Origin of the sequence: Yersinia sp. 2466 StPb PI, assembly GCF_041538325.1 — a bacterium.
Lineage (GTDB): Bacteria > Pseudomonadota > Gammaproteobacteria > Enterobacterales > Enterobacteriaceae > Yersinia > Yersinia enterocolitica_E.
The window spans coordinates 2,171,779-2,195,785 of sequence record NZ_JAULSL010000001.1 but is presented as its reverse complement, the minus strand read 5'-3'; the positions used below and the strand labels follow the sequence as shown (position 1 = coordinate 2,195,785).

The following is a 24,007-nucleotide window of genomic DNA, read 5'->3' as shown; positions in this document are numbered from 1 at the left end:
ATCCCTTAGAAACGGTAATTCAAATCGAAAGCGAGCGAGAGATCGTGCTCACGGACACCATCATAGGGGCGCTTATCGTAGGTCACTGCTATCCCAGTATCCACGACATCATTCCATTGAATGCGTTGCCCATAACCTGCCGTGGTTACCAGACCATTACCGAAGTTTTTCTCCCAATAACCGCCAACACCGAGCTGAATTTGTTGGCTCCAGACGGTTTTATAGTGGCGATACATAATGTGGTTTAGGGTAATGGCAGGGACGTAAGTGAAATCACTTTTCGGGTTATAGTAAATCACATCCTCTTTGGTGTTATGGCTCGACGCTAACCCTAAGCTAAGATCTGCCGTCAGGTAAGGGCCCGTCCAGACACGCTGGCGTCCGTTGAACTCGTATTCCCAACGGTTGTTACCGTCAGAGAAACGTGACGGTGTCACGCTAATTTCAGCATCACGCCGATCATCTGCTTTCCAGAACACATATGCTGACGCACTGTTAGCGGATATATTATTTTTTAATGCCCGCAATGGGGTATCTTTGGCCAGTCTCTCAACCTGCCCGCCAACGCGCCAGTGATCATTAAAATCGTACCAAGTCGATAACCGAGCACCGGTTTTGTTACCAAAACCGTAATTCTGATTATTCACTTCAGCCTCAACCCAATGGTCACGGGATGTCCACTCGCCCCCTAACCGTGTCGCACGATTAATGCCTTTTCCTTCTTCAAATTGCGCATTGTCGTAGCTGCCACCACCGAATACCCGCCAGTTTTCAGCTATCGGGGGGCTATACAGCAAGGTTTCAACGCCAAAATCCTTGTTACCACTGATTGGGCTGTTGGAAGAAATAGTTCGATTCCCGGTTACACGCAATTCATACATGTTATGCACTTTGCGCTGACGATCGAGCTCCTGAGAGGGAACATCTTCAGGAGAACGGGTAATCACATCATCAGTGAGTAACTCCATCTGATGCCATTCCTGCAAATCCATCGCAGTTTCAGCTTGTGCACGTTCCAGAATAAGACTGCGTGGCGCCAATGACTCTACTGCTTTCAATTCTTGTTCAGATTTACGTGGTAAATCTTTTGCCAAATAGATACCGGCCAGAGCAATACGTAAATTCTGGTTAGCAGGAGCAGTACTGGATAGCGTTTCCAGTTTTTTCTGCGCCGCAGGCAGATCATTGAGTGCTACCAGGGATTGAACCAGCAGAGTCTGCCCTTCCATCCAGTCATCATTCGGCTCTTTACCTGGCAGACCATAAACGCCAACCTGATACGGCGTTTGCTCGCTATAGTTTTTAGCGAATTGATGTGCTTTATCCAATTGTTCACTTTCATTCAACGAATAATAGAGATCATCTGCATCAAGTAAATCATCGCTATTACGGAATGTTTTGCCATCGGCGTAATACAAACTGGTCAAGATGGGCGCTGCTTTTTCTGGCATCCGGCGATCGATATAAGCAGATGCCGCCCAGCGACGTGCATAATCCGGCATCTTGTAGCCTTCGGCTTCCATGCCTTCATATTCTTTAATGAGTTGTTCGGTATTACGGCGAACCAATAACGCGCCTAATCTATCGATACGAGCACGTTGATAATCGGCCTGCGCTTCGGGATCTTTGCTCCAGCGGGCTAACAAATCCTGATAATCAGCCAACGCTTGATCAGCAATATAAAATCGCTCCGTCTCGCTGCGTGTTGGTAGTACCGCCATACGGACTTGTTCCGCTGCAGCATCTCGCTCAAGTTGCCGATATTGCTCTGCGGTCACTAATTTTGGATTCTCTTTGGCAAGCTGCAACGCAGGATCGGCAATACGGTTTCTTTGCAGAATCTCGAGGTGATTTTTTAATACTTCCTCAGATTCCGGTGCCAGTCGTACCGCCTCACTCGAGGCCTGTAAAGCATCGTAATTGCGGTTGGTTGCCCGATTAAGATAAGAGAGGGTCATATAGTTTTTTGCAGAAGGGTCACGCGCAGCCAGGTCTTTCGCTTGCTGTAAAGCTTCACCACCGCGCCCGGAATCCGCCTGAGTCATTATCATGCCAGTGATAAGATCTGGGTTGGTTGGGTCTTTCTTTAAACTGCTTTGCCACAATGCCAACGCCTGATCCCAACGTTTTTCATTGCGATATGCACGCGCTGCTGACGCTAAGCCCCGCGAAGAGAGATTCATTGAAGAGTGGTATCTTTCGTAAACGTCAATGACCTCTTGATCACGCCCTGCCCAACCGGCTATTTGTAGCCAGTCGTCTACCTGCCCACTATTGAGAGGGCCAGATTTGGATTCTTTTTGTAAGTAGTCAAGGACCGGCGCGGTATCTCCTGATCTGGCTTGGATGATTAACGAATCATACTGTGTATCTGCCAAAACTGGATTAACTGAAAGGCCGGAAATTAATAGCGCTAATAAAGTTATTCTGTGCCGGTGCAACGGGCGCAGTAGTGTTGTAAATGCGTTATACATTATATAACCCTTAAGCCAGCAACTTGTTTGATGATCAAGGAAAGCTACTTCACGAACATCCATTTTTCATTATGGAATTATGATGAAATGAAGTCCTTAGAATGTATTACAGCATGTTACATAGGATAGTTGAAAGAAAATACTGTTGTCGAATTATTATAGAATATTGTTATTCCAGCGATTAATAGAGGTGAAAATGTGTTATAGCGGTTAGTTTTAATGAAATTAAGATTAATCTTAGAATAAAACTCTTTAAAAAGGCAAAATTTAGCGACGAAATATTTTCACTAAGGGAATCCTGCGATACAGTCGTCTGCAAAAGGGTAGCACGATTTGATTTTCGGGCTGTTTTAGCCTGTTTTTTTTTACTACTTTTAATTTTAATATCTAAAATATTATTTATCTTATAACTAGAAAATAAGTCCGCTATTATTAGCAATAGTAGATTATCACTACCGTTATCATTAAGAATGAACTGATTGAAAACCAGGTCTTACTGCCAAAATGCCCGTAACCAAACTATTAAAACACTTCTACAATTTAACTCATTATTTTATATGAATAATTTTTATAACTATTTGAATGTTTGTCATATACGATTTTGACCTAAGAAAAATAGGCTCAGCTAAAATAGCTAGAGTCTATTTTCCAAGATGAATTTAATTCACATAAAGTGAGATGTTCAGCGCAGATTAGTCACAACGTTGTAAGCCGCGATCGAGTTTAGTTAAAAACTCATAACCATTATCAGTAATGAGAATCATATCCTCTAACATAATCGAACCGATCCCAATACCGTAATAGGGTGTTTCAAGGCTTAACACCATCCCAGGCTGGAACGTTTCAGTCGCTAATGTACTGATGAAAGGTGCTTCTTCTAATCCCAAAAATACACCATCACCGTGCCCTAGATGACCACGATTATAATGTGGCAAGCCCGATTTTTTAATGACGTCCATGGTGGAATCAAAAACATCTTTTAATTTAACCCCCGGTGCCACCCTTGAGAGCATATGTTCATGACCGATTCTAATGGTGTCATATATCTGCTTTGCTAGTGGGTCCGGCTCCCCCAGAACAAAAGTTCGCGCCAGATCGGCACCATAACCTGCAACATCCACACCGCAGTCAAACTTAATTAAGTCTCCCGGCTTAGCTGGGGTGTCATCCGCCAGCATTTTAGGCGAGAAGTTATCGCCAACCGAAATAAGATTGAAACGGGAGAAGTTCGTTTCCGGGAACGTCATTACTGCGGCTTTGTATGCTGCCGTCAATTGTGCCGCAGTACAACCGACGCGAATTTCTTTCGCTGCACGGGCAATACCAAACTCGGTTATCTCAGCACTTTTGCGCAGATGTTCAATCTCCCACGGGCTTTTGATCATCCTGATTTCATTAAATAACGGCGTTGAATCAACCAATTTCAGCCCTGGCGCTACTTTGTCCAGAACACCTTTTCCCCCGTTAGACATGGCATGTAATTCAATGGCAATGGTCTTACCCAGCACCCCGGCATCCTCAAGCGCTGCTTTGACTAAACTAAAAACAGCTTCAACTGGCGGGCCAATCGGCCGCTCACGCTTGGTCTGATGATTAAGGGGATTGCGTGGAGAGTCGACATCGACCCACACCGGAAAGGTTTTTAGCACCATATTCGGCATATCAAAGTGGGCACTGGCTGCCTCAAACTCATTCATGATGATTTGCGAAGGAATTGCTGCATCACGGAACATAATCGCCACCGCCGCACCAGTGTGGCGGAAGGTATACATAAAGAAGCTGGCGAACCCAGTGAGATAGTAGAAATTATCACAGGCGGTGACCACCAGAGCATCAAGCCCTTCTCGCTCCATTACCGTACGGGCTTTGCGGCTTACCGCGTCTAAATGCGCAATCTTTTCTTTATTCACCAAACTTTCCTTCAAGGCTTATTTTATCTGTGATCTGAATAATATACCTAAAGTCATTGAAGTTGCAGGTGCAGAGCCAGGACAATTTATTACCGACTAATCAATCGTGTAATTCACCGACATCACTCCTTTTTTCTCCGAAATGGACTGAACAACAACCTTTCCCACATCGCGCAGCGAACTAACATGTGTTCCGCCACAGGCATACGCGGGCAATTCACCAAATCCGATTTCGCGAAAATCACCCTGGATCAACGTCTGTCGGGCTAAATCCTGATGAATAAACTGCTCTAAAGCTATCTGAACAGTATTAATATCAATTGGATGCGGATTTTCAGTTCGTTTAAATGAGACTCGGCCCTCACCCGGCCAGTGATGTGCCTTTATTGGCAACCAGCCATAACTTTCGCCAATATTGCCAATGATATGCCCAGCGGAATGCATGCGTGCATTCAGAAAACGCCGGTCACTGTCGATACACGCAGGTTGTATCCCTAATGCAACGGGCAGCGCCACATAATGAACTAATTGATGTTGCTGCTGCACCACATGTAATACCGGGCTGCCGCCAATCATACCGGTATCGCAAGGTTGCCCACCGCCTTGTGGATGGAAAATAGTAGCCTGCAATATTAAAGCAAATCGCTCACCATCAGGAGTACAACTCAGGATATTTACATCCGTAGCCAGCGTATCGTTATCAAAAAATAGACGAGTAGTCACAATCATTATCCTTTTATCATTTCCATTATGATTATATTAATGTCAGTCTATCGTGATAATCCGTCATAACCTCAAAGGACTGTTGCGCTGTGAGCATAAATACGCCTCTGACTCTGCTAAGCGAAATGGCTATTTTCGTTAAAGTGGTAGAGACCGGCAGTTTCTCGGCAGTTGCACGCCAGTTAGGCGTTTCACCTTCAGCAATCAGCCGTAGCGTCAGCCGACTCGAAAAAGCGCTGGCTACGCGCTTATTGCAACGAACTACGCGTAAATTGCGATTGAGCGAAAGTGGCGAAGAGGTTTTTAAACGCTGTCATGCGATGCTTAGTGCAGCCAATTCAGTGATGGAAGTCAGTGGCCAGTACAATCTGGAACCGGAAGGGCTTATTCGTATCAGTGTACCAAAAGCGGTTGGCCGTTTTGTCGTTCACCCGCATATCCCTGAATTCTTGCGCCGCCACAGTAAAATAGATGTACAACTGATCTTAGATGACCGCTACGTTGATTTAATTGATGAAAATATCGATTTGGCAATTCGTATTACTGACCAACCCCCTGCTGGAATGATTGGCCGGCAATTGATGACTATCGAACATTTGTTGTGCGCCACACCCGAATATCTCGCCGCCCATGAGGTTCCCCTGCATCCTCATGATTTAGCGCACCATAGCTGTATTTATCTCGGAGAGACGCCGGGAGACGCCCGCTGGAAATTCCGTCAAGGTAGCAAAGCGGTAACTGTCGCGGTACGGGGCCGCTACGCAGCTAACCATACCGGTGTCAGGCTAGATGCTGTCTTGCAGCATATAGGTATCGGCAGCCTACCTTATTTTACGGCCAGAACAGCATTGCAACAGGGACTGATAGTACCGGTATTACCAGAATGGCGCTTTATCAGTTCGTACAGCGGTGGCTTATGGTTACTCTACCCGCCAACCCGCTATTTACCCCCCAAGCTGCGCGTATTTATTGATTATATTGTCAGTTGTTTGCGTAAAGAACCCAACTTACCCCCCGCGGCGGTTAAATTACCCGCGATTTAATATGCTGTATTAAACCCAACTAAGTCGCAGGTTAGGTACCTACGGTGCAATTACCGTTTTTTCGCCAATAGTGTCGCAAAGCGCAGTTTTATCCGATTACCTTCGGCGTCGGTCTTATGTAATTGCCCAACATCTTCGTTGTACTTAATAATATCCCAATCTTTATAGTAATGGCTTAACTCACCCGACTTTAATGTAAAGGAGAACGGCACAGTACAAGGGAAGTCATCCGTAGACATGGCAGAGATAATCAAATTATAACCACCGGACAAGGTACACTCCTGCATATTATTAATAATAGAGGGAATTCTTTCCGGTTGTAGGAACATCAGGACCACAGTCGATAAAATAAAATCATAGCGGTTGTCCACACTGGCTTCATTAATATTGTAAGTGCTGGCGGTAATATTTTGCAGATTTTCCTGTACTATAATCTGCTGTAAATTATGGATACTATCGCTATTTTTGTCTACCGCCGTGACATCAAAACCCAATAAATTCAAATACAAAGAATTACGACCAGAACCACAACCTAAATCTAATGCTTTACTCGGTTTAACCATTTCCACGGCTTCAATGACTTCAGAGTGCGTCGGGGTTAAATTGTATTTTTTATGATAAAAATCTTCTGCCGTGCAATAGAAACTGAGTTGGCATTGCAGGTCATCTGAACATGCGGCAATACGGTGCCAGACTTGGGGTTCTATAAAGGGTGGCTGCTGCTCACAAGAGAAGCTATGCCTCGCCAAAGTATTCCCCGCTTCATCGAGGATCAGAAAATCCATCTCCCCGTTTAGAATGGTCAGTTTGGCCCAAGTACCTGCCTTGGTATTGTGTTTTTCCCGGAACATCGCCGGTACAGCGGTACTATTCCAGACAGGTAACTCTTTATAACACAGCAGTGCTGATGCATTTCCCATACTGATATTCCTCAGATAACTTAAAGATGTATTTAATATGCAACATATAATACAGCATTAACATTATCAAATGAAGCCGTCGGAACAAACAAATTCGGCACGAGATTTGGTTTATTTAAATCAGTCAACAAATTGAAATAAAAGATAATATTACATCAAGGCATTGTGTGTTTAATCGTTTTTAAGTTTTCGATATGGTCGGCCAGTTTTTGAATATCGTCATCCGTCAGATGTGCTTTGGCCTTATTGCCCCGGCCAACAATCTTGCCATCGCGGCGAGCAGTTAGACCATCAACAATTTCATCACGCGATAACGATATCAGTGGCGGTGCCTTATCCAAGCCTTTGCGATCAGCCGAACGCCCATGGCAACTTGAACAGGTTTGTTTATAAATATGCTCACCGTCAGTGGCTGCCTGAGCCGTGACACTGAGCAGCAGGGCACCCACGCTTAACAACAGCACTGCTTTCATTATGCACCCGCCGCCCATTGTTGGAACAACGTAACCAGCGCCTGCTCATTACGCGCGCCCTGATGCAATTGCGTCACTTTACCACTGCGGTCAATCAGAAAAGAAGTCGGGGTGCCAATAACCTGGTAGCGTTCTTGTGTGATACCTAATTGATCACGAATAACCGGATAACTAATATTCCGCTGTGCCAACACCGGATTGATATCCACCTGTTCAGGATCGGTGTTAATCGCCACAACCACGATATCATCCCGATATTCCTGACTCAGTTTATCCAATGCCGCCATTTCAGCCAGACAACCGCCACAGCTAGCTGACCAGAAATTGAGGTACACCTGCTTACCTTTCCATTGATCAAGTGCCACCGGCTTGCCTTTTAGGTCATAAGCTGCCAATTGCGGGGCCGCTTCACCCACCACCAACTCTTCTTGTTTGCACGCGCTAAGTAGCAATAACACACCACACATGCCGATAACTTTTAACCGATTACGCCACATGATGACGGCTCTCTTCATTAAGATATTTACCGTGCTGGAGCCGGATTATCCGATCAGCAACACACCCTAAATCTGGATTGTGGGTAACCATGACAATGGTTCTACCCTGACGATGAATATGGTTTAGCAGATCCAGCACCCGCTGTTCATTCTCTTCATCAAGGTTGCCGGTCGGTTCATCAGCAAAAATGATAGGGGGCTGATTAACAAGCGCACGTGCAATACACACTCGCTGTTGCTCACCACCAGAGAGTTGGCTAGGCAGATGCCCCATACGTGGTGTCATCCCGACCTGTTCTAAAACCTGCCGCGCGGCGTCTTCATCAACCACACTGTGATAATGCTGCGCTAACATAATGTTCTCTAACGCAGTCAGGTAAGGAATCAGGTGAAATTGTTGAAAAACCAGCCCTATCTTGTCAGCCCGAAACTGCCTGCGGCCTTCTTCGTCTAAGCCTGCGGCATCAATACCGTCAAGTAACACCTGCCCTTCGCTAACGGTATCCAGACAGGTCAGGATATTCATTAATGTTGTTTTACCTGAGCCGGACGCCCCCATAATCGCGACAAACTCACCACGATTAATGCGAATATTAATGTCTTCCAGCGCTGTAACTTGACCAAAACGCTTATATAAATGTCGGGTTTCAATGACGGCATCCGCGGTGTATTCAGGTTTCACCCGTGTTAATGGCGATGTCATTTGCTACTCTCCTTTCAGGACTTTAGCGGGTTCGATATGAATAGCCCGACGGGTGGGAACAATGGCCGCCACGGCGGCGACTAACAATGACAATATCAGGGTCAATGGCAGTACTGGTGCTCGCAAAGCGATTGCCGCACTGAACACCGTCTGGCCCAATACTTGCGCCAACACATACCCAAGCAAAGCACCACAGACTGCGGCAGCCAGCGATATAATCAGTGTTTCAGTCAGCATCTGACGAATAATATCGGCACCACTGGCACCCAATGCTTTTTGCAAGGCGAACTCTTTTGAACGCTCACCCACTATCGCCATTAAGGTGGTGTTAACGCACAGTGATGACAAAATGAGGATCACCACCGAGACCAGCCCCATCAGCCCTTTTATTTTATCAAGCACTTGTCCTTCAGAAGCCGAAACCTTACGGATTGGCCGAATTTCAAGATCGGGATATTGCTCACGCAGGCGGCTGGCAAATGTTTCAACCTGCCCCACATCATTACTGACACTAAGGAGCGCATTGCTGATATGCCCCGGTTGATTGAGCCATTTTTGTGCCAGTTCAAGATTGACGATTAACATGTTATCCGTGGCGTCACCCGCTTCAACAATACCTTTGACCTGAAGACGCTGGCGAGTCGCTCCATTCACCAATGTAATGGTATCGCCTACTTTGACGTGCAAGCGTTCGGCAAGTTTGACACCAATCATGGCATTGCGATCATCAAAACTGACGCCGATCCAGTTGCCGGTGACTTGCCAGTAGGGAACGAGCTGTTGTAGGGATTCAAACCATACCCCCATCAGCACCACTTTTTCCAATTCGGTGCGGGCCATACCATAAATATAGGGGCTGGAAGCATTGATAAGCCCTTTGGGTGCCGCATCTATAATTGGCTGAAATCGCTGTTGTTCAAAAGAGTTACCATGCCCTGGGCCGATATAGAAATTGGCACCAAAGGTTCGTAACTCCTGACTCATTTTGGCATTAATATCGAAATAAACTGCTGACATTGCGGTGACAATCGCTGCACCAACAGTGAGTGCGGCAAATACCACACTGACCCGTTGCATCCGCAGGCGCAGTGCACGTAATACTAATCGCCAGAACATACTATTACTGCCTTTATGCTGAATTGCCCGATGATTAACGGCCATAAAGCACCTCCACCGGATAGAGACTGGCAATACGCCGGGCAGGGAACCAGGTACCTATGACGGCAATCAACACGGATATCACCAGCACACAGGGCACCACCATCCAGGCAAAACTGAGTGGAGCGCCAAACAACATCAGGCCAATGGTTTTTGCCAAGCCCCAGCCAGCCAAACAGCCTGCCAGACCACCAATCAAGCCACTGATTGCTGCTTCAAGATAAAACAGCATCAAAATTTGCCACTGACGCGCCCCCAATGCTTTCATCAAACCAATCTCTTTCGCGCGTTCCATAATCGTGCTGGTCATCAGCGATGCAATCCCCATTGCCGCAGCAATCAACGCCGCCAGCGTAACCACCGCCAACAGCAGTTGTATCTTTTCAATCACCACCCCTTCAGATGCAGCAACTTGCCAAATTGGCCGCACTACGGAGCCAGAAATAGCCTCTTCCAATTGGTGTGCAATTGAAGAAACATAAGCAGTGCAATACCACAGGTCATATTCTTCGGCATTAAGGGCTTCAAGGTTTTCGCGCGCTTTACGCGACAACTCATTTTCTGGCACAGTCAATGCTGAAACCCGCACTGCCTGGATTTTTCCTGGCAAGCCGAGGAGTGATTGCACTGCGCTTAGGGGTAATACCAGGCGGCTCTCTTCTTCACCACCACTACTCAGCACCCCACTTATCTTCACCGTTAGTGGGCCAGAGGCACCGTTGAGGTGCAACTCATCACCGACTTTCCAACCAGTTTGCTGTGCCAGTTGTTTACCTAACAATGCCTCAGCCGTTGTCGCATCGGCTTTAACTGGCTCCTGCGGCCAGTTACCACTAACCTGCCAATACGGGCTGATAATTTGCTGACCGGTGTGATAGTCCTCTTCATCGGGTACATCAACCGCCTGGTTAAAATAGGTCCCCAGCAGCGGAATAATTTGCCCCTTAACATCAGTTTCGCCGCTCAGTAATGGCGCAAAACCGACAATATTGTTACGCCAAAAAATATCTTTGATATTGGGTAACTCAGCTTGATCGAGGAAATCCTGCCCGGTAAGTGGGTTACTCTGCTCGCCGAATAATGACGGCAGTGCCACCTGCCCAGCAGGTTCAATCAAAATATTGGCACCATAAGACTTCAACTCACGTGACATTTTATCGCCAATATCTATCGATACCGCCAACAATGACGAGATGAGTCCGGCAGCAAGGAAGACCGTAAATACCGCCAGGGATTTACGCCGGACATTCCTGAACCAAGACTGCTTGAGCATGCGCCATAACATAATTATGGATTCTCCTGCGTGTCACTGTCTTCACTACTGGCAACCGGCGTCACAAACTGCTCCGGGTGTTCACGGAAACGGTTGTAATTCGCCTCAGATGAGAAGAAATAGGTCTTCTCGCCATAACTGTACTTATATTCGGCCTTTTGATTGGTGAGGCGAGTTTTATCAACCGGATCAATTACATCAAGCGTTACTACCGTGGTGAAGTAATTGACACCCGCCTCCAAAGAGGCTTTGGGAATGACTAACTCTTTATCGTCACTTTTCCACCCCTCCAACGGTATCGGATTACAGCCCCCTGCTTTACCGATCGACGGAATGAAAATATGCACGGCGCAGGCAACGCAAATGACCTGATTGCCTTCCATGACATACCCTTGCTCACCACACAACAAGCAGGCATCGAAAACCACACTCAGGCGCAGACGATCGGGATAACGGTTAATAATAAAGAAACGTACTGCTTTACCATCATCGGCGACCCAGACAAAACGATGCAACTTACCATCACGTACCTGCTCTACTGGAATACGGACTAAACCATCAGCCGAGAGTGTCACGGGTAAAGCCTCGGACAACTGGGGCGGTTGAGAAGCGACTTTATCCCAGTAGAGTTGAGCACCTGCGGCTATTACCCATGCCAGCAAGGAAAAAACAAAGATTCGGCGTACATTACGGTAATCAGCTAATGCTTTACGGTGAGCAATCGGGTCTGAATTTTCACCGACGATCCGGCGGGAATTCCGTAACGGTATCAAGTAACACAGCGTCGTAAATGCCAGAAGCAGCGCACAAATGTAACTCAACCAGGCATGCCCATTGGTAACTAAAGCGACATAACTGAGTAGTGATTTGGCCAGTGGCACAACCTGTAACTTCATTAATAACAGAATGCCGTCGCCACTGAGTGGCAAAATCAGTAATACCGTTATCAGTATCAATAGTGGCCAACGGCAACGAGGCAATTGCCTGACCATCATCAGCAATAATACGGCACTGAAAATCACCCAGCCAAATGCCACGACAATAGCCGCCAAATTAAGCAGTAAATCGGTGTTGATGACATGGGTATTGGTAAAGGCACCGAGATTCGGGTTATTACCCCAATTGAATGCCGCGCCCAATACCAACAGGGCTTGCCAGACATAACCTAACGATCGGCGGAGCGTAAATTGACTTAACAAGAATAACAGCAGTGCGAGAAGTTGCCCCCCCGCCAGAACTAACTGCAATTGCTGCGATTTTGGGTAATGGGTACCGGCCCAAATACCCAAGATAGCCATGAGTATCGTTATCCATACCACCCGGTTCAATGCAGGAGCTGGCCTGAATGCCCAACTTAACCCCAATAACAACGCTACCGGTAAAAAGGCTTGTAGCACGGAAACAAAAAAATAACTCATTAGCACACACCTTGGGCAAGATAATCACAACACCTGCCAGTTATCACTGATCAGCTTTTACATCGCGCGGATAAAAACGCGCTGACCATCCAGCATTAAGAAAAAGCCGCGATAACTGTTTTAGTCATCGCGGCCATTGTTATCAATTCAAACCGGTATATTTAAAGTCATAGCTCACATCAAACGGTTTCCACCAGCGGCCAACACCCGTTTCGCTATCAGTATGGCGATGTAATCCGGCTTTAGATGGCTCACTGATATGGTAAGTAACTTTATAGTTACCTACACCCATCATTTTAATATTGGCACCGTAGTGTGGACCGTCACTGGCAACCATCGGCATGAATGTGCCTTCTTGTTTGGTACCAGTATCCGTATTCACCAAGGTATAAGCGATAGTCAGGTACGGCATCCACTCACCGGCACCAAATCCATTCTTATTGCCTTCGGTGGCATGGATATCTGCCTCCAGATGAATGTCAGCTTTCGCGGCAGGCAAACCCATGCCACGCGGTTCCATATCGATTGGCTGCAAGTAAACTGCAGCAATTTCCATATCGTTGATCTTGATAGGCTCGCCAGCCGGATACTCTTTAAAGGCGAAAGCAGCAGGCGCTGCAAAAATGCTGGCGATAATGCTGCTGGCAATAATCGTTTTCTTCATGGTCATGTAGCACACCCTCTGGTATCAAATGATAATTACATTGTCGTTATTCACACCGGCATCATGCCGGACCATTACGCTGAGACAGTACGACCACGCAGTTGCATTACCCAAAGAGCAACCAGCGCAGCAATCAGTAATATCCCTTGAGGAATCAATGTTTCCAGATATGGATAGATCCCCAACCAACTGATTTCAGGTACGCCCGGTAGCAATGTCGGCTCAAACAATTTACCTTCAATTAGTTCAAGAACACTCTTACCGGCAAATACAAACGCCATTAGGTACATAAAGCCACCGGTAAACATAAAGAAGGGTTTGAGTGGCAATTTGACTACGGTAAAGCGCATGACCAGATAAGCTGCCAGCAAGAATACACAGCCAACGCCAAAACCTGCCAGAATCGACAAGTGGCCGCTAGTGGTACTGGCATCGCCCATCAGGGCCAGATAGAACAGTACAGTTTCAGCACCTTCGCGATACACCGCCAGGAAGCTTGTCAGCCATAACCCGACCATCGATCCACTACTGAGTGATTTAGAAAATTTCCCTTCGAGATAAGCTTTCCATTGCCGTGCTTCAGTCTTCGACAATAACCAGTAACTCATTGAGAACAGCATCACCACGGCAATCATCATGGTGAAACCTTCTAATAACTCACGACTTTGCCCTGAATTAGCAAATAACCACTGGAAGACGAAAGCGGTTAGCACGCTGGCGATTAAGGCCACTACAACGGATTGACGAATGAGCGGTAATTTATCCTGATGGTTGTTTTTCACCAGATAAGCCACTATCGCGGCAACAATCAGTAAAGCTTCCAGCCCTTCACGCACAATAATCAGCAGGCTGTAGATGAACAGACTCCAGTTGGTTTCATCCCCCCCACCGAGCATCTCTACAGCACTGGCCAAATCCTTTTGCAACGCGACGGCTTCGGCTTGTAACTGTTCGACTGGCTGACCGGCTTTCATCAGGCTGACTAAACGAGTGAAATGCCCCTCTAACGTCGATTTAAATGCAGCATCACGCGAACCAACTTTATTCTCCATGCCACTGGCTTCGAACAAATCAAAGTAGGTATCCTGCACAGCCATCATTGCCGGTGTAGTCTGCCCCTTTTGGTACTGACTAATAGCATCGCTGATGGCCTGATTTATCTTACTGGAAACAGCCGCCCAATCGGCATTAGCTTGTCCGTCAGAACTAGCAGCCGATGCCGAAGATTGCCCAACGTTGGCTTGATCTGCGGTGACGGGTTGCTGTTCACGCGTTGTGGGTAAGCCTGGAAGGGTGTCTTCGATAGTTTGTAGTAAACCGGTGACACGATAGGCAACTTCCGTTATTTGGTCTGGCTCGCGAGTGAGATCGATTAATGCGGTAAATTGTTGGTTAATTGCCGCTGCTGCTTGTGCGGAACGATTGCCCCGCACTGACATTTCCATTTCAGAGTTTTTAAAACCCTGATAATGAGCCTGTTGCACGCTTTCGCTGGCCGCGGCGAACTTCCCTTCTTGATATTCGCTTATGGCTTGTGCCAGTAAGTCATCAATGATCTTGAAACTCTGCTGCCAGTACAGTGCAATTTCACTGTTTTCATAAGCTGCATGTTGCTGTTCTGCATTAAGTTTATGCCCATCGGTCAGTATAGGCAGTACCGCAGTGAGTTCACTTTTAAGCCAATTAATTTTATTATCAACTTCTGCTTGCGGCTTGCCCTCCCCAATCATGCGCCGGATTTCACCAAAAGCGGCTTCCATCTGATAACTCTTCTGGGCAGAGATATTGATACGAATCGGGCCTTCGAGGTTTTCGAAAACTTCAAAGTACGCCATCTGCACCGTAGTACGGGCTTCATCATTGTTCTGTTGTTGGTACAACTGAGACGTTTTATCGAGACGGGATTGGATATCATTAACCAACTGCGGGTAATCCGTCGCAGCCCAGGCTAATGAGGCTGATAGCCACCAACAGCAGCAAAGCAGAAAGAGTTTGTGCCAAGTTCGCATAATATGAGTAACGCACATGAAGTTGATAATGAGATTTATTAACATTAACACTAAACAAAGGAAATGTGTCTTGATCCGCATCAAAAAATATTTAGTTTCTTGAATTTTTGTTTAAAAATGCGGCGCACTACGCAATTTCTTCTTAGGAAAGTGCAAAAATAATTCAAATAGAAGGTTTTTTATTCGCTGGTTCTGAGGGGGACAAGAGTAGAAAACAACCTGGCCTGCTGCGGAAATACCACAGGCGTGCATAACCTAATTCCGCAGACAGGCATTTATTTAAGTGAAATTTAATCTGAGTAAAATATTAAATAACCAATTTAATTCATGTGGTCGCCAGTAATCTATTAGAAGAAATATTTAAATCTGGCACGTACACCGTAGCGGTCATCGTTTTCAGCATTAACCACTTTATTGTCAGGTGACACTTCCAATTTAGACCAGTAAGCACCAAGATATAAATTAAAGTTATTCATATCCATGATATTGGCAATTTTATAGGAGGTGTGGATCGTGTGAACATCATATTTATCAGGCGAGGTTAATATCCCCGAGGTAACTACCCCTGCATTTGCACTGTTGAAATATTCGATATCATTGTGCGCGTAAATATAACCAATTTCAAAGTTTCGCCATAAGATATTAGCCCCGGCACTGAAGTTCTTCTCATTGGTTGCATCCATATAAGCTGAGCTCAGATTAGCGACAATACCATTGTCAGGATCTTTATCCTGATTATTCCAAGTGAATGTTGCCCCATAGCCATTACGTTTCGATTGGTCCTGAAACTGGCCCTGATCATCACGATAACCATAGGCATTACTGATAACGTTACTTTCCATTGCTATAGCCGCAGAAAGGCTATCTTGTTTCCACGAAATCACCGGACGAACATACGCCACATTTTTTTCATTTTCCAGCGTATTACCATGATAAGTATTATTGGCAAATAACGTGGTTCCGTCTTTTAGAATGGTGTTAACTTCAAAATACCAGTTACCCAGAGTTTTACTGACCAGGAAGTTACCCCCATTGTTGCTGCGCCCACGGCCTTCTTTCATCATATAGATGTAACCATAGCCATCACTGTAAAGATCATTCGCAGTATTACCTGAGTGTTGGACAAACGTATCCTGATTCAGTGGGAACATATCATAGGCTTCAAAGCGACCGACTTTCACCTTCCAATCTTTCTCATGACCAAAGAAGAAGGCTGCATCATCGAGGTTCATATGACCACCAATATCAGCCAGTGGCTGTACAGTGAAACCTGCGAAATTGCCATTATTCATACGCCGATAACCATCCAGACCGATCAGTATTCTGCCATTAATATCCCATTGCTCTATACTCCCCGCTTTCCAGTCTTTATTTGCACTGGTGCGTAGAGAAGTGAGCTGCCCACTTTTACTGGCAGCATCCATATTAATCTCAACATCACCGTATAATTTCAGATTCCCTTGTGGGGTCTCCCAGGACACTTCAGCGAATACAGGCAATGATAAAAGACTGGTAAGTCCAACCAGTATAAACTTATTCATAATAACCATCTCTATTTAGGATAATGTGAAGTAAAGTATTAGGCTCTCAAAATAAAGGCGATACTCAGCTCACCCATTTTTAAAGAGTTAATGATTTATTTATTTTTATACCCAGAAGTATCTTTTTGGCAAATAACCAGCCATGGTTAAATATTCATATTTGACCTCAGTGCAATAGTTAATTTAAATATTTCTTTGACTTACACAATGAATTTCATTTACCCAAGGCGATTTATCCTCGCTGATATAATAATACTAATTCATTGGTTAATTCACGGGCTAATAACGATGTCATTAAATGATCTTGAGCATGGACCATAATCAGTGTCATCGGTGTTTTGGCTTCCCCGGCATCTTGTTCGATAAGCTTGGTTTGCATCCGATGTGCGGCCTTGGTAAAGCCATCCGATTCTGATAACAGTGCATGCGCTTGAACAAAATCACCTTCACGGGCGGCTCGCAATGCCTCAAAACAAAGACTTCTGGCCTGACCGGCATTGACGATAATCTCCATTACGGCCTCTTCCAAATCAATCATTTCGCTCTACCTCATCAAAACCTTGATTATTTGCCGTTGCCGCAAACCATTCGCCACTTTTTTTCACAATACGTTGCTGCGTTTTCAAATCTAACTGAACAAAGCCATAACGATTCTTATAGGCATTACACCATGACCAGTTATCAATAAACGTCCACATATGATAACCAAGGCAATGGCTCCCTTGCGCCAAAGCACGGTGAACCCATTTTAAATGCTCGGAAACAAACTCAATACGATAACTATCATCTATCTGACCGTTGCGGCTGAATCGCTGTTCATTTTCGACACCCATACCATTTTCTGAAATAAAACAGCGCGGATTGCCGTAGTTTTTTCGTAAGTTGGTTAGGATATCGTAAATACCGGGTTCATAAATTTCCCAACCCCGGTGCGGGTTCATTTTGCAGCCTGGCATCTGATAATAATCGAACAGCCATTCTGGCATGAAGGGGGCTTCTGGATTAACCCGGCTATCGCGGCATTTAATTCTACGTGGCTGATAATAATTGATACCGAGTAAATCTACTTTACCCTCAACAATTAATTCACTGTCTCCAGGTTGGCAGGCAGGCAGCTGATCATAATCTTTCAGTAATGCCGTCAGCTCAGCCGGATACTCGCCGCGTAATACTGGATCGAGGAAACTGCGATTAAAAAGTAAGTCGGCGATATTAGCCGCTTTTACATCCGCAGGATTTTCAGAACGCGGATACGACGGCGTGAGATTTAAAATAATGCCAATCTCACCACCTAACTCACGTTGGCGATATTTTTTCACCGCCAAAGCATGAGCCAGCACGGTGTGATAAGCCACCGTGGCCGCCCGTTTGAAATCCACTACATTCGGATAATGGAAATCGTAGAGATAGCCACCTTCGACTGGCACGATTGGTTCGTTGAAGGTAAACCAATGTTGTACCCGGTCACCAAATAAACGAAAACAGGTATCGGCATATTCAGCATAGGCGTCCACTACATAGCGGCTTTCCCACCCCCCCAACTCCTGCATGACTGTTGGCATATCAAAATGAAACAGATTGATAAATGGGGTTATCCCCTGTGCCAGCAGTTCGTCAATGACACCATTGTAAAAATCCACTGCCTGCGGATTCACTTCACCTCGTCCGTTGGGGATCAGTCGCGCCCATGAGATGGAGGTACGGAAACTGTTGTGATTTAACTGTTTCAATAAAGCAATATCTTGCTGCCAATGTTGATAAAACGTTGATGTCTGTTGCGGCCCAATCTGCTGATGAAAACGCCCCGGTTGCTTGTCAAACCAAGTGTCCCAGACAGTGGCACTTTTACCACCACTCAAGCTTTCACCTTCGGTTTGCGGGGCTGAACTGGCACTGCCCCACCAAAAATCATGTGGAAATTGATACTTCATCATACTCTCCATAAAGATTAATCTAATCACGACTTAGCGGGTTTCGGCTGACTCAGCAAAACTCAGTTGTTGCTCTTTTTCCTGGTCGGCTTTCAGCAGGCTGCGCTCATAAGCTTTGAGGAATGGGTAGTACATCACCGCCGAGAACACCATACATAACAGACACATAACTACTGGACTAAACGCCCAATTGGCAGCCCAGGAAGCACCAATTGGCGCAGGCGTCGTCCACGGGGTTAATGACACAACTTGCGCTATCCACCCCAATTTGGTCGCGATATAGGCCAATGTAGCGTTGATCATCGGAACGAAGATAAAAGGCAGGAAGAACACCGGGTTCATGATGATGGGGGCACCAAACAGAATCGGTTCATTAATATTAAAGAAGCTTGGGACTATCCCCATTTTGCCAATAGTACGCAGATGAATGGCTTTGCTGCGTAATAGCAGGAAGGCCAGCGGTAAAGTCGAACCCACACCACCGATCAATAGGTAGTGATCCCAGAAACCTTGCAAATAGATATGAGGTAACGGCGCTCCGGCAGCTAAAGCCGCTTGATTTAGCGCCAAATTGGTCATCCAGAACGGGTTCATGATACCGGTCACAATCAATGCTCCATGGATACCGGCAAACCACAAAATTTGGCATAACAGAACCGACAACAAAATGGCAGGTAGCGAATCTGAGGCAGAAACTAAAGGTGCCAACAGGTGCATAATCGCTTCTGGAATAATCATTCCTGTGGAGGATTCGATAAATAAATTTAGTGGATGCAATGTCGCAACCACTGCCACTACGGGGATCAGAATTTCAAAAGATCGTGCAACCCCGGTCGGCACTTCTTTCGGCAGGCGGATAGTAATATTGTGGCGTTTGAGGAATGCATACAACTCCGTGGAATACACCGCGGTCACGATGGCGGTGAAAATCCCTTGTCCTGAGAAATATTGGGTTGAAATGTGCCCATCAGCATAAGGTGCTGCTACCAGCAAAAAGGACATCAATGCCAGCAGACCGGTCATGATTGGGTCCAACTTATATTGCCGCCCAAGGCTGGCACCAATCCCCACCGAGATAAAGAAGGTCATCACCCCCATGCTGAGATTGAAAGGCAGCATCAATTGCTCGCGATAGGTACTTGAGAAGTTTAACCAACCACGGGCAAAACCCCATGTGGTGTCCGCAGAAAACGGCGGAAAAATGAACACCAGCATAAATGAACCAATAATCATAAACGGCAGTGCCGAGGTAAACCCGTCACGAATGGCGATTATGTACTTTTGTTGCCCCAGCCGCCCAGCCAGTGGCGTAATGGTTTGCTCTATCATTCCAACCATTGCTTGGTAAAGAGAACTCATGGCAGATACCTTTTATTTCACTGCATTAATAAGAGATAAGGCGAAGTCGAGCACCTTATCACCGCGTTGCATACCGTAATCCATCATGTCGATAGTCATCACCGGGATCCCTAAAGGCTCAGCGATTGCCGCCAAATCACGTTGCATATATTTCACCTGTGGTCCCAATAGCACAACCTGATAGCGGCTGAACTGTTCATTGAATTCACTGGCACCGAAAGCATCAATCTGAACCTCAAGTCCGCGCGTTGCTGCCTCAGCCAACATTTTTTTCACTAACATGCTGGTAGACATCCCGGCGGAGCAGCACAACATTATCTTTTTCATTACGTATCGCCTCAGAGTAATTTTGTCATATTGAGCCTCATTGGAAACAAAATGGAAACCGGTTTCCATGCAAACAGAATAGATATGAGAGCGCGCTCAAATATTTAACCACTGAAAGATATGCAGTTGTGAAAGACGTCACAAAAAGCTAAGCACTGGGAGCTGTTTTATTGGATACTCCTTGGTAACAACGGTTTCCGTTATGATGATCGCGGTATAGAATAGATGCAGTAAGACTGGAACCAAGGAAATAGGGAACTGACCAGGCCCTCTGGCCATTGATCAGATAAAGTGGAGTGAAGTTATGTCGACTATTAATGATGTATCGCGGTTAGCCAACGTATCTAAAGCTACAGTGTCCCGGGTGTTAAGCGGTACACGCGGCGTCAAGGAAGAGAGCCGTCTGGCGGTGATGAAGGCCGTTGAGACTCTGAATTATAAACCGAATGTCATCGCCCAGTTTCTGACTGCACAGTCAACCGGGTGTGTCGGTGTGATTTGCGCTACTGAACACATTCAGCAAACAACCAGTTATCTGTTTGCCTTGGAAAAACAGTTTAGCCAGCATCAAAAGCATTTATTACTGCGTTTTGCCGACAATAGCATCGGGGTAGCAAATGCTGTCGCTGAGCTCGCCAATGGTTTGTGTGATGCCATTATCATCATCGGCGCACGCTTTGCGCTGCCATCTCATGATGAAAATATCATCATGATTGATTGTCTTGAGTCCTCTACCCCTAACAGTATTTTATTCGACCACTCATTCGCAGCAGAAACTGCCTGTCACTATTTGGTCAGTCAGGGCCGCCGACATATTGCGCTGTTAAATCATGCCTCTGGCACGGTGGCGGAACAGACGCTACTGGGTTATCAACGGGCGTTGGAGAATTACCTGATTCCCTATAACCGCAGTTTAGTGATGGGTAACGTTCACTCCTCTTCAGAGGCGTTGCAGACACTATTGAATAACGGCGCACAATTTAATGCGCTGTTGGTAATGGATGAAATCGAAGCGCAAAAGGCCATCTCGCTATTGCATGTCTTCAAGCATACCGTTCCTGATAAAGTGATGGTTTTCAGCCTGGATGGTTCAGTGCAATTACCCGGTATCCCAGCAGTGCCAGCAATCGAGTATTCATTAGAAACATTGGCGAGAAAGGTGGTCGACTTAATTGATGCCCGCGCGGGTAAACATGTAAATCCGCAGGTTTTCCGGGGTAATTTGGTTGTTCCACATGGATTAATTGAGTAACGCTAGCCCTTTAGGTGGTAGATAATGCATAGCATTCAGACCGAATATGAAACTATCCGCGCATCTCTCAGTAATAGCGCGCAGGTCATCACCCTGCTGCATATTGGTCGTGATGCAAGCACGGTAATTATTGACCCGACTGGTGCTCAATGGCCACTTACCGTGGGTGATACCCATACAGCTCAGCGCTACTTCCGCCATAATCCGCCAACGGCTGATGAGATGGAAACCGCCATTATGGTGGTTGAAGATGAAGTTATCCGTATTAGCCCTGCGCTGAATAAAACCTCGCAATTAGTCACCACCGATAGCGAGATAGCCGAGATAGCTCTGCTCGCGGGTTTGCCTTTACAGAGCGAAATGCACTTATCACTTGAGGCGGTAGAGCGGGTGTTTGACAGGCTGGCGGCGGTAATGATGGGTAGACCCGCAGCCTCTGAAGGGATACCGGCAGATAATGTGTTTGCCGCACGCCTGCTGATCCTGCGTGAGTTTATGCATCACTTGCAGTTCGCGGCGATTACGATATTGAAGTTGTAAAACGAGCATCAGTCATCAGCGCCGCCACAAGGCGCACTGTCGATGAGATTATAGCTGATGGGATTTAAAGCGGGTTGAACACTGACAGTGGCTGTTTTCGCAGCACACTGCCAGGTTCTTTTTAGCGTTTTCTTCTATCAATACAGCATGTTATTTGCGGGCTTTAGGATCCAGATTATCCGCAGGCAATTCACCCGGTAAGTAATCAGGCAAGCGGCCTGCTGGGAAGATAGCCAGCAGTGATAGCAACGCCATAATCAGTAAGCCAAATTTCAGCGCTCGTAAACGCGCCTCTTCATTGACTCGCACCGCTTCGGCAACTTGTTCCGGTGTCGCCGTCGTCTGAGCTAACACACCTTGCAGGCGGTCATTGCTGACGAAGTTGATGCTGTCCATATTGATCTGAGCCTGAATTTCTGGCGTCAGAATTGGCGTTTCAGCCACACCACGCAGCACGTTAGCACTGAGCAAACCGACCAACAAAGCACCGGCAACCGCAGTACCGATAGCATTTGCCAGGTTGTTAGTCGTACCACGCAACGAACCAACATCGCCTGCCAACTCTTTCGGTGATGCACTGACTAATACGTTAAACAGTAAGGTCACCAATGCGCCCTGTGCCAGACCGAATACCACCAGACCGAACAGTACCGCGAACTCACTCCAGTTATTGCGCACCACGAATGCCAACCACAACAGTGCGATGGTACAGGTGATAAAACCATAACGGCCAATTTTGCGTGGTGTCAATTTCTTGTAGAAACGAACTATCAGCATCGCGGAGAAGAACACTGACAAGTTAAATGGCATCATGGCAATCGCTGTGGCCATCGGGGTACTGCCCTGCACTATCTGGATATACAACGGCACTGAGAAGTTCAACATCGCTTCCAGTGCGACCACAGCAAACATAGCGAATACTGCCGCTTTTTCCGTAGATGAGGTAATCACTTCCAGTGCCAGTAACGGTGTTTTACCTTGTTCCTGACGGCGACGGGTCCAAACCACAAACGCCTGACCCAGCACAATACCCAATACAATCATGAAGGGCGCGGGTGAGAAGCCTAACAAATCAAAGGGCGCACCATCACGCACCAGACCGAAGCCCCAGCGGTTCAGGTTATTAAAACCAAACGACAGCAGAATAATCGCCGATGCCGCCAGTACCACCCCAAACACATCGATGCCCACTTCAGGACGACCGTTATCAGATTTCAATCGGAAACTCAGCACAAAGATCACGGCCGATAACACAATCAAAATACCGAACGCTGGACGCCAGCCGATATAGGTACCCAGGACACCACCAATCAGAAACGCCGCGACACCCGCACCGGCTCGAGCTGAGCCTAAAGCACCGAGCGCCGTCGCCTGTTGTGTACCACGGTAGTTTTCAGCAATCAAAGCGACCAGAGCTGGCACCAAAGCCGCCCCCGCCAAGCCACTTAATGCTTGCGCACTGATCATTACAGTAACATTCGGGCTGAATGTCATCATGACCTGCGCGATACCAAACAGCAGTACTGTGCTGCGAAATACCACCAGCGGCCCAAAACGTTGGTTGAGTTTGGCGCCCAACATCACGAAGCCCGCAACAGATAATGAGTACATAACAATCGCGGTGGCGATCGTGGTGGGTGGCACATTAAAACTTTTTACCATCCCACCCAATGCGACCGGTAGGGAAGCAACGTTGAATGACATCAGAATCTGGGCTAATGCGATGGTTATCATCGGCACCCAGGATTCTTTAACTTCCGCGCCAGCGCGGTGAGTTGATTGATTCGCCATA

The 24,007-nt window shown here is 46.5% G+C and carries 21 protein-coding genes; 3 read left to right on the top strand and 18 right to left on the bottom strand.

Annotation, left to right across the window (positions count from 1 at the left end):
- Positions 1–5: 5 nt before the first annotated feature.
- The 3 genes from pgaA to Q2T72_RS09905 all read right to left on the bottom strand — a co-directional run bounded on the left by pgaA (position 6) and on the right by Q2T72_RS09905 (position 5,107).
- Positions 6–2,474, bottom strand: a complete 2,469-nt coding sequence (gene pgaA / locus Q2T72_RS09915; protein ID WP_083159065.1) for a poly-beta-1,6 N-acetyl-D-glucosamine export porin PgaA — start codon at positions 2,472–2,474, stop codon at positions 6–8.
- A 692-nt stretch (positions 2,475–3,166) separates the two neighbouring features.
- On the bottom strand, positions 3,167–4,384 hold the full coding sequence (locus Q2T72_RS09910) for a M24 family metallopeptidase (RefSeq protein ID WP_372569102.1): 1,218 nt from the start codon (positions 4,382–4,384) through the stop codon (positions 3,167–3,169).
- A 96-nt stretch (positions 4,385–4,480) separates the two neighbouring features.
- Complete coding sequence (locus Q2T72_RS09905; RefSeq protein ID WP_372569101.1) at positions 4,481–5,107, bottom strand: alanyl-tRNA editing protein; 627 nt, start codon at positions 5,105–5,107, stop codon at positions 4,481–4,483.
- A gap of 89 nt (positions 5,108–5,196) precedes the next feature.
- Here Q2T72_RS09905 and Q2T72_RS09900 point away from each other — a divergent pair, with 89 nt between their 5' ends.
- Positions 5,197–6,150: a LysR substrate-binding domain-containing protein gene (locus Q2T72_RS09900; RefSeq protein WP_372569100.1), complete on the top strand. Its 954-nt coding sequence runs from the start codon at positions 5,197–5,199 to the stop codon at positions 6,148–6,150.
- Between the two features lie 50 nt (positions 6,151–6,200).
- Here Q2T72_RS09900 and tehB read toward each other — a convergent pair whose 3' ends face one another.
- The 14 genes from tehB to Q2T72_RS09830 all read right to left on the bottom strand — a co-directional run bounded on the left by tehB (position 6,201) and on the right by Q2T72_RS09830 (position 20,423).
- Positions 6,201–7,070: an SAM-dependent methyltransferase TehB gene (gene tehB / locus Q2T72_RS09895; RefSeq protein ID WP_372569099.1), complete on the bottom strand. Its 870-nt coding sequence runs from the start codon at positions 7,068–7,070 to the stop codon at positions 6,201–6,203.
- A gap of 155 nt (positions 7,071–7,225) precedes the next feature.
- Positions 7,226–7,543 carry a cytochrome c gene (locus Q2T72_RS09890; protein WP_372569098.1) on the bottom strand — a complete coding sequence of 106 codons (318 nt, stop codon included), beginning with the start codon at positions 7,541–7,543 and terminating at the stop codon, positions 7,226–7,228.
- Positions 7,543–8,010 (bottom strand): TlpA disulfide reductase family protein, encoded by a 468-nt coding sequence (locus Q2T72_RS09885; protein WP_193784819.1) that lies wholly within the window; start codon positions 8,008–8,010, stop codon positions 7,543–7,545. The genes Q2T72_RS09890 and Q2T72_RS09885 overlap by 1 nt, the downstream gene beginning before the upstream one ends.
- 19 nt (positions 8,011–8,029) lie before the next feature.
- Positions 8,030–8,743 carry an ABC transporter ATP-binding protein gene (locus Q2T72_RS09880; protein WP_083159071.1) on the bottom strand — a complete coding sequence of 238 codons (714 nt, stop codon included), beginning with the start codon at positions 8,741–8,743 and terminating at the stop codon, positions 8,030–8,032.
- Between the two features lie 3 nt (positions 8,744–8,746).
- On the bottom strand, positions 8,747–9,859 hold the full coding sequence (locus tag Q2T72_RS09875) for an FtsX-like permease family protein (protein ID WP_193784820.1): 1,113 nt from the start codon (positions 9,857–9,859) through the stop codon (positions 8,747–8,749).
- Between the two features lie 34 nt (positions 9,860–9,893).
- Positions 9,894–11,186, bottom strand: coding sequence for an ABC transporter permease (locus Q2T72_RS09870; protein ID WP_372569097.1), 1,293 nt, complete (start codon positions 11,184–11,186; stop codon positions 9,894–9,896).
- A 2-nt stretch (positions 11,187–11,188) separates the two neighbouring features.
- Positions 11,189–12,592 (bottom strand): Fe-S-containing protein, encoded by a 1,404-nt coding sequence (locus tag Q2T72_RS09865; RefSeq protein ID WP_372569096.1) that lies wholly within the window; start codon positions 12,590–12,592, stop codon positions 11,189–11,191.
- A 142-nt stretch (positions 12,593–12,734) separates the two neighbouring features.
- Positions 12,735–13,262, bottom strand: coding sequence for an iron transporter (locus Q2T72_RS09860; protein WP_083159075.1), 528 nt, complete (start codon positions 13,260–13,262; stop codon positions 12,735–12,737).
- Positions 13,263–13,330: 68 nt separating this feature from the next.
- Positions 13,331–15,265, bottom strand: a complete 1,935-nt coding sequence (locus tag Q2T72_RS09855; RefSeq protein ID WP_372569095.1) for an FTR1 family protein — start codon at positions 15,263–15,265, stop codon at positions 13,331–13,333.
- Positions 15,266–15,612: 347 nt separating this feature from the next.
- Positions 15,613–16,815 carry a carbohydrate porin gene (locus Q2T72_RS09850; protein WP_372569094.1) on the bottom strand — a complete coding sequence of 401 codons (1,203 nt, stop codon included), beginning with the start codon at positions 16,813–16,815 and terminating at the stop codon, positions 15,613–15,615.
- Between the two features lie 223 nt (positions 16,816–17,038).
- Positions 17,039–17,344, bottom strand: a complete 306-nt coding sequence (locus Q2T72_RS09845; protein WP_083159078.1) for a PTS lactose/cellobiose transporter subunit IIA — start codon at positions 17,342–17,344, stop codon at positions 17,039–17,041.
- The gene (locus tag Q2T72_RS09840; RefSeq protein WP_083159079.1) at positions 17,337–18,737 is read right to left on the bottom strand and encodes a glycoside hydrolase family 1 protein; all 1,401 of its coding nucleotides are present in this window, start codon (positions 18,735–18,737) and stop codon (positions 17,337–17,339) included. The genes Q2T72_RS09845 and Q2T72_RS09840 overlap by 8 nt, the downstream gene beginning before the upstream one ends.
- Before the next feature lie 33 nt (positions 18,738–18,770).
- Positions 18,771–20,096 carry a PTS sugar transporter subunit IIC gene (locus tag Q2T72_RS09835; protein ID WP_083159080.1) on the bottom strand — a complete coding sequence of 442 codons (1,326 nt, stop codon included), beginning with the start codon at positions 20,094–20,096 and terminating at the stop codon, positions 18,771–18,773.
- Positions 20,097–20,108: 12 nt separating this feature from the next.
- Entirely contained in the window at positions 20,109–20,423 is a 315-nt protein-coding gene (locus Q2T72_RS09830) for a PTS sugar transporter subunit IIB (protein WP_042569652.1), read from the bottom strand.
- Between the two features lie 304 nt (positions 20,424–20,727).
- On the opposite strand from Q2T72_RS09830, the gene Q2T72_RS09825 reads away from it, so the two are divergent.
- A complete protein-coding gene (locus tag Q2T72_RS09825; RefSeq protein ID WP_083159081.1) occupies positions 20,728–21,675 on the top strand; it encodes a LacI family DNA-binding transcriptional regulator in 948 nt (315 codons plus the stop codon).
- A 24-nt stretch (positions 21,676–21,699) separates the two neighbouring features.
- The gene (locus Q2T72_RS09820; RefSeq protein ID WP_083159082.1) at positions 21,700–22,215 is read left to right on the top strand and encodes a hypothetical protein; all 516 of its coding nucleotides are present in this window, start codon (positions 21,700–21,702) and stop codon (positions 22,213–22,215) included.
- Between the two features lie 150 nt (positions 22,216–22,365).
- On the opposite strand, the gene Q2T72_RS09815 is transcribed toward Q2T72_RS09820, so the two are convergent.
- Positions 22,366–24,006, bottom strand: coding sequence for an MFS transporter (locus Q2T72_RS09815; protein ID WP_083159083.1), 1,641 nt, complete (start codon positions 24,004–24,006; stop codon positions 22,366–22,368).
- Between the last annotated feature and the right edge of the window lies 1 nt (position 24,007).

Coding starts and splice junctions, on each gene's coding strand:
- pgaA (WP_083159065.1), bottom strand. CDS start 2,474: ATGTATAACGCATTTACAACACTACTGCGCCCGTTGCACCGGCACAGA.
- Q2T72_RS09865 (WP_372569096.1), bottom strand. CDS start 12,592: ATGAGTTATTTTTTTGTTTCCGTGCTACAAGCCTTTTTACCGGTAGCG.
- Q2T72_RS09860 (WP_083159075.1), bottom strand. CDS start 13,262: ATGACCATGAAGAAAACGATTATTGCCAGCAGCATTATCGCCAGCATT.
- Q2T72_RS09820 (WP_083159082.1), top strand. CDS start 21,700: ATGCATAGCATTCAGACCGAATATGAAACTATCCGCGCATCTCTCAGT.
- Q2T72_RS09825 (WP_083159081.1), top strand. CDS start 20,728: ATGTCGACTATTAATGATGTATCGCGGTTAGCCAACGTATCTAAAGCT.
- Q2T72_RS09885 (WP_193784819.1), bottom strand. CDS start 8,010: ATGTGTGGTGTGTTATTGCTACTTAGCGCGTGCAAACAAGAAGAGTTG.
- Q2T72_RS09850 (WP_372569094.1), bottom strand. CDS start 16,815: ATGGTTATTATGAATAAGTTTATACTGGTTGGACTTACCAGTCTTTTA.
- Q2T72_RS09855 (WP_372569095.1), bottom strand. CDS start 15,265: ATGCGAACTTGGCACAAACTCTTTCTGCTTTGCTGCTGTTGGTGGCTA.
- Q2T72_RS09870 (WP_372569097.1), bottom strand. CDS start 11,186: ATGTTATGGCGCATGCTCAAGCAGTCTTGGTTCAGGAATGTCCGGCGT.
- Q2T72_RS09815 (WP_083159083.1), bottom strand. CDS start 24,006: ATGGCGAATCAATCAACTCACCGCGCTGGCGCGGAAGTTAAAGAATCC.
- Q2T72_RS09845 (WP_083159078.1), bottom strand. CDS start 17,344: ATGATTGATTTGGAAGAGGCCGTAATGGAGATTATCGTCAATGCCGGT.
- tehB (WP_372569099.1), bottom strand. CDS start 7,070: ATGGGAAATGCATCAGCACTGCTGTGTTATAAAGAGTTACCTGTCTGG.
- Q2T72_RS09830 (WP_042569652.1), bottom strand. CDS start 20,423: ATGAAAAAGATAATGTTGTGCTGCTCCGCCGGGATGTCTACCAGCATG.
- Q2T72_RS09880 (WP_083159071.1), bottom strand. CDS start 8,743: ATGACATCGCCATTAACACGGGTGAAACCTGAATACACCGCGGATGCC.
- Q2T72_RS09840 (WP_083159079.1), bottom strand. CDS start 18,737: ATGAAGTATCAATTTCCACATGATTTTTGGTGGGGCAGTGCCAGTTCA.
- Q2T72_RS09875 (WP_193784820.1), bottom strand. CDS start 9,859: ATGTTCTGGCGATTAGTATTACGTGCACTGCGCCTGCGGATGCAACGG.
- Q2T72_RS09835 (WP_083159080.1), bottom strand. CDS start 20,096: ATGAGTTCTCTTTACCAAGCAATGGTTGGAATGATAGAGCAAACCATT.
- Q2T72_RS09890 (WP_372569098.1), bottom strand. CDS start 7,543: ATGAAAGCAGTGCTGTTGTTAAGCGTGGGTGCCCTGCTGCTCAGTGTC.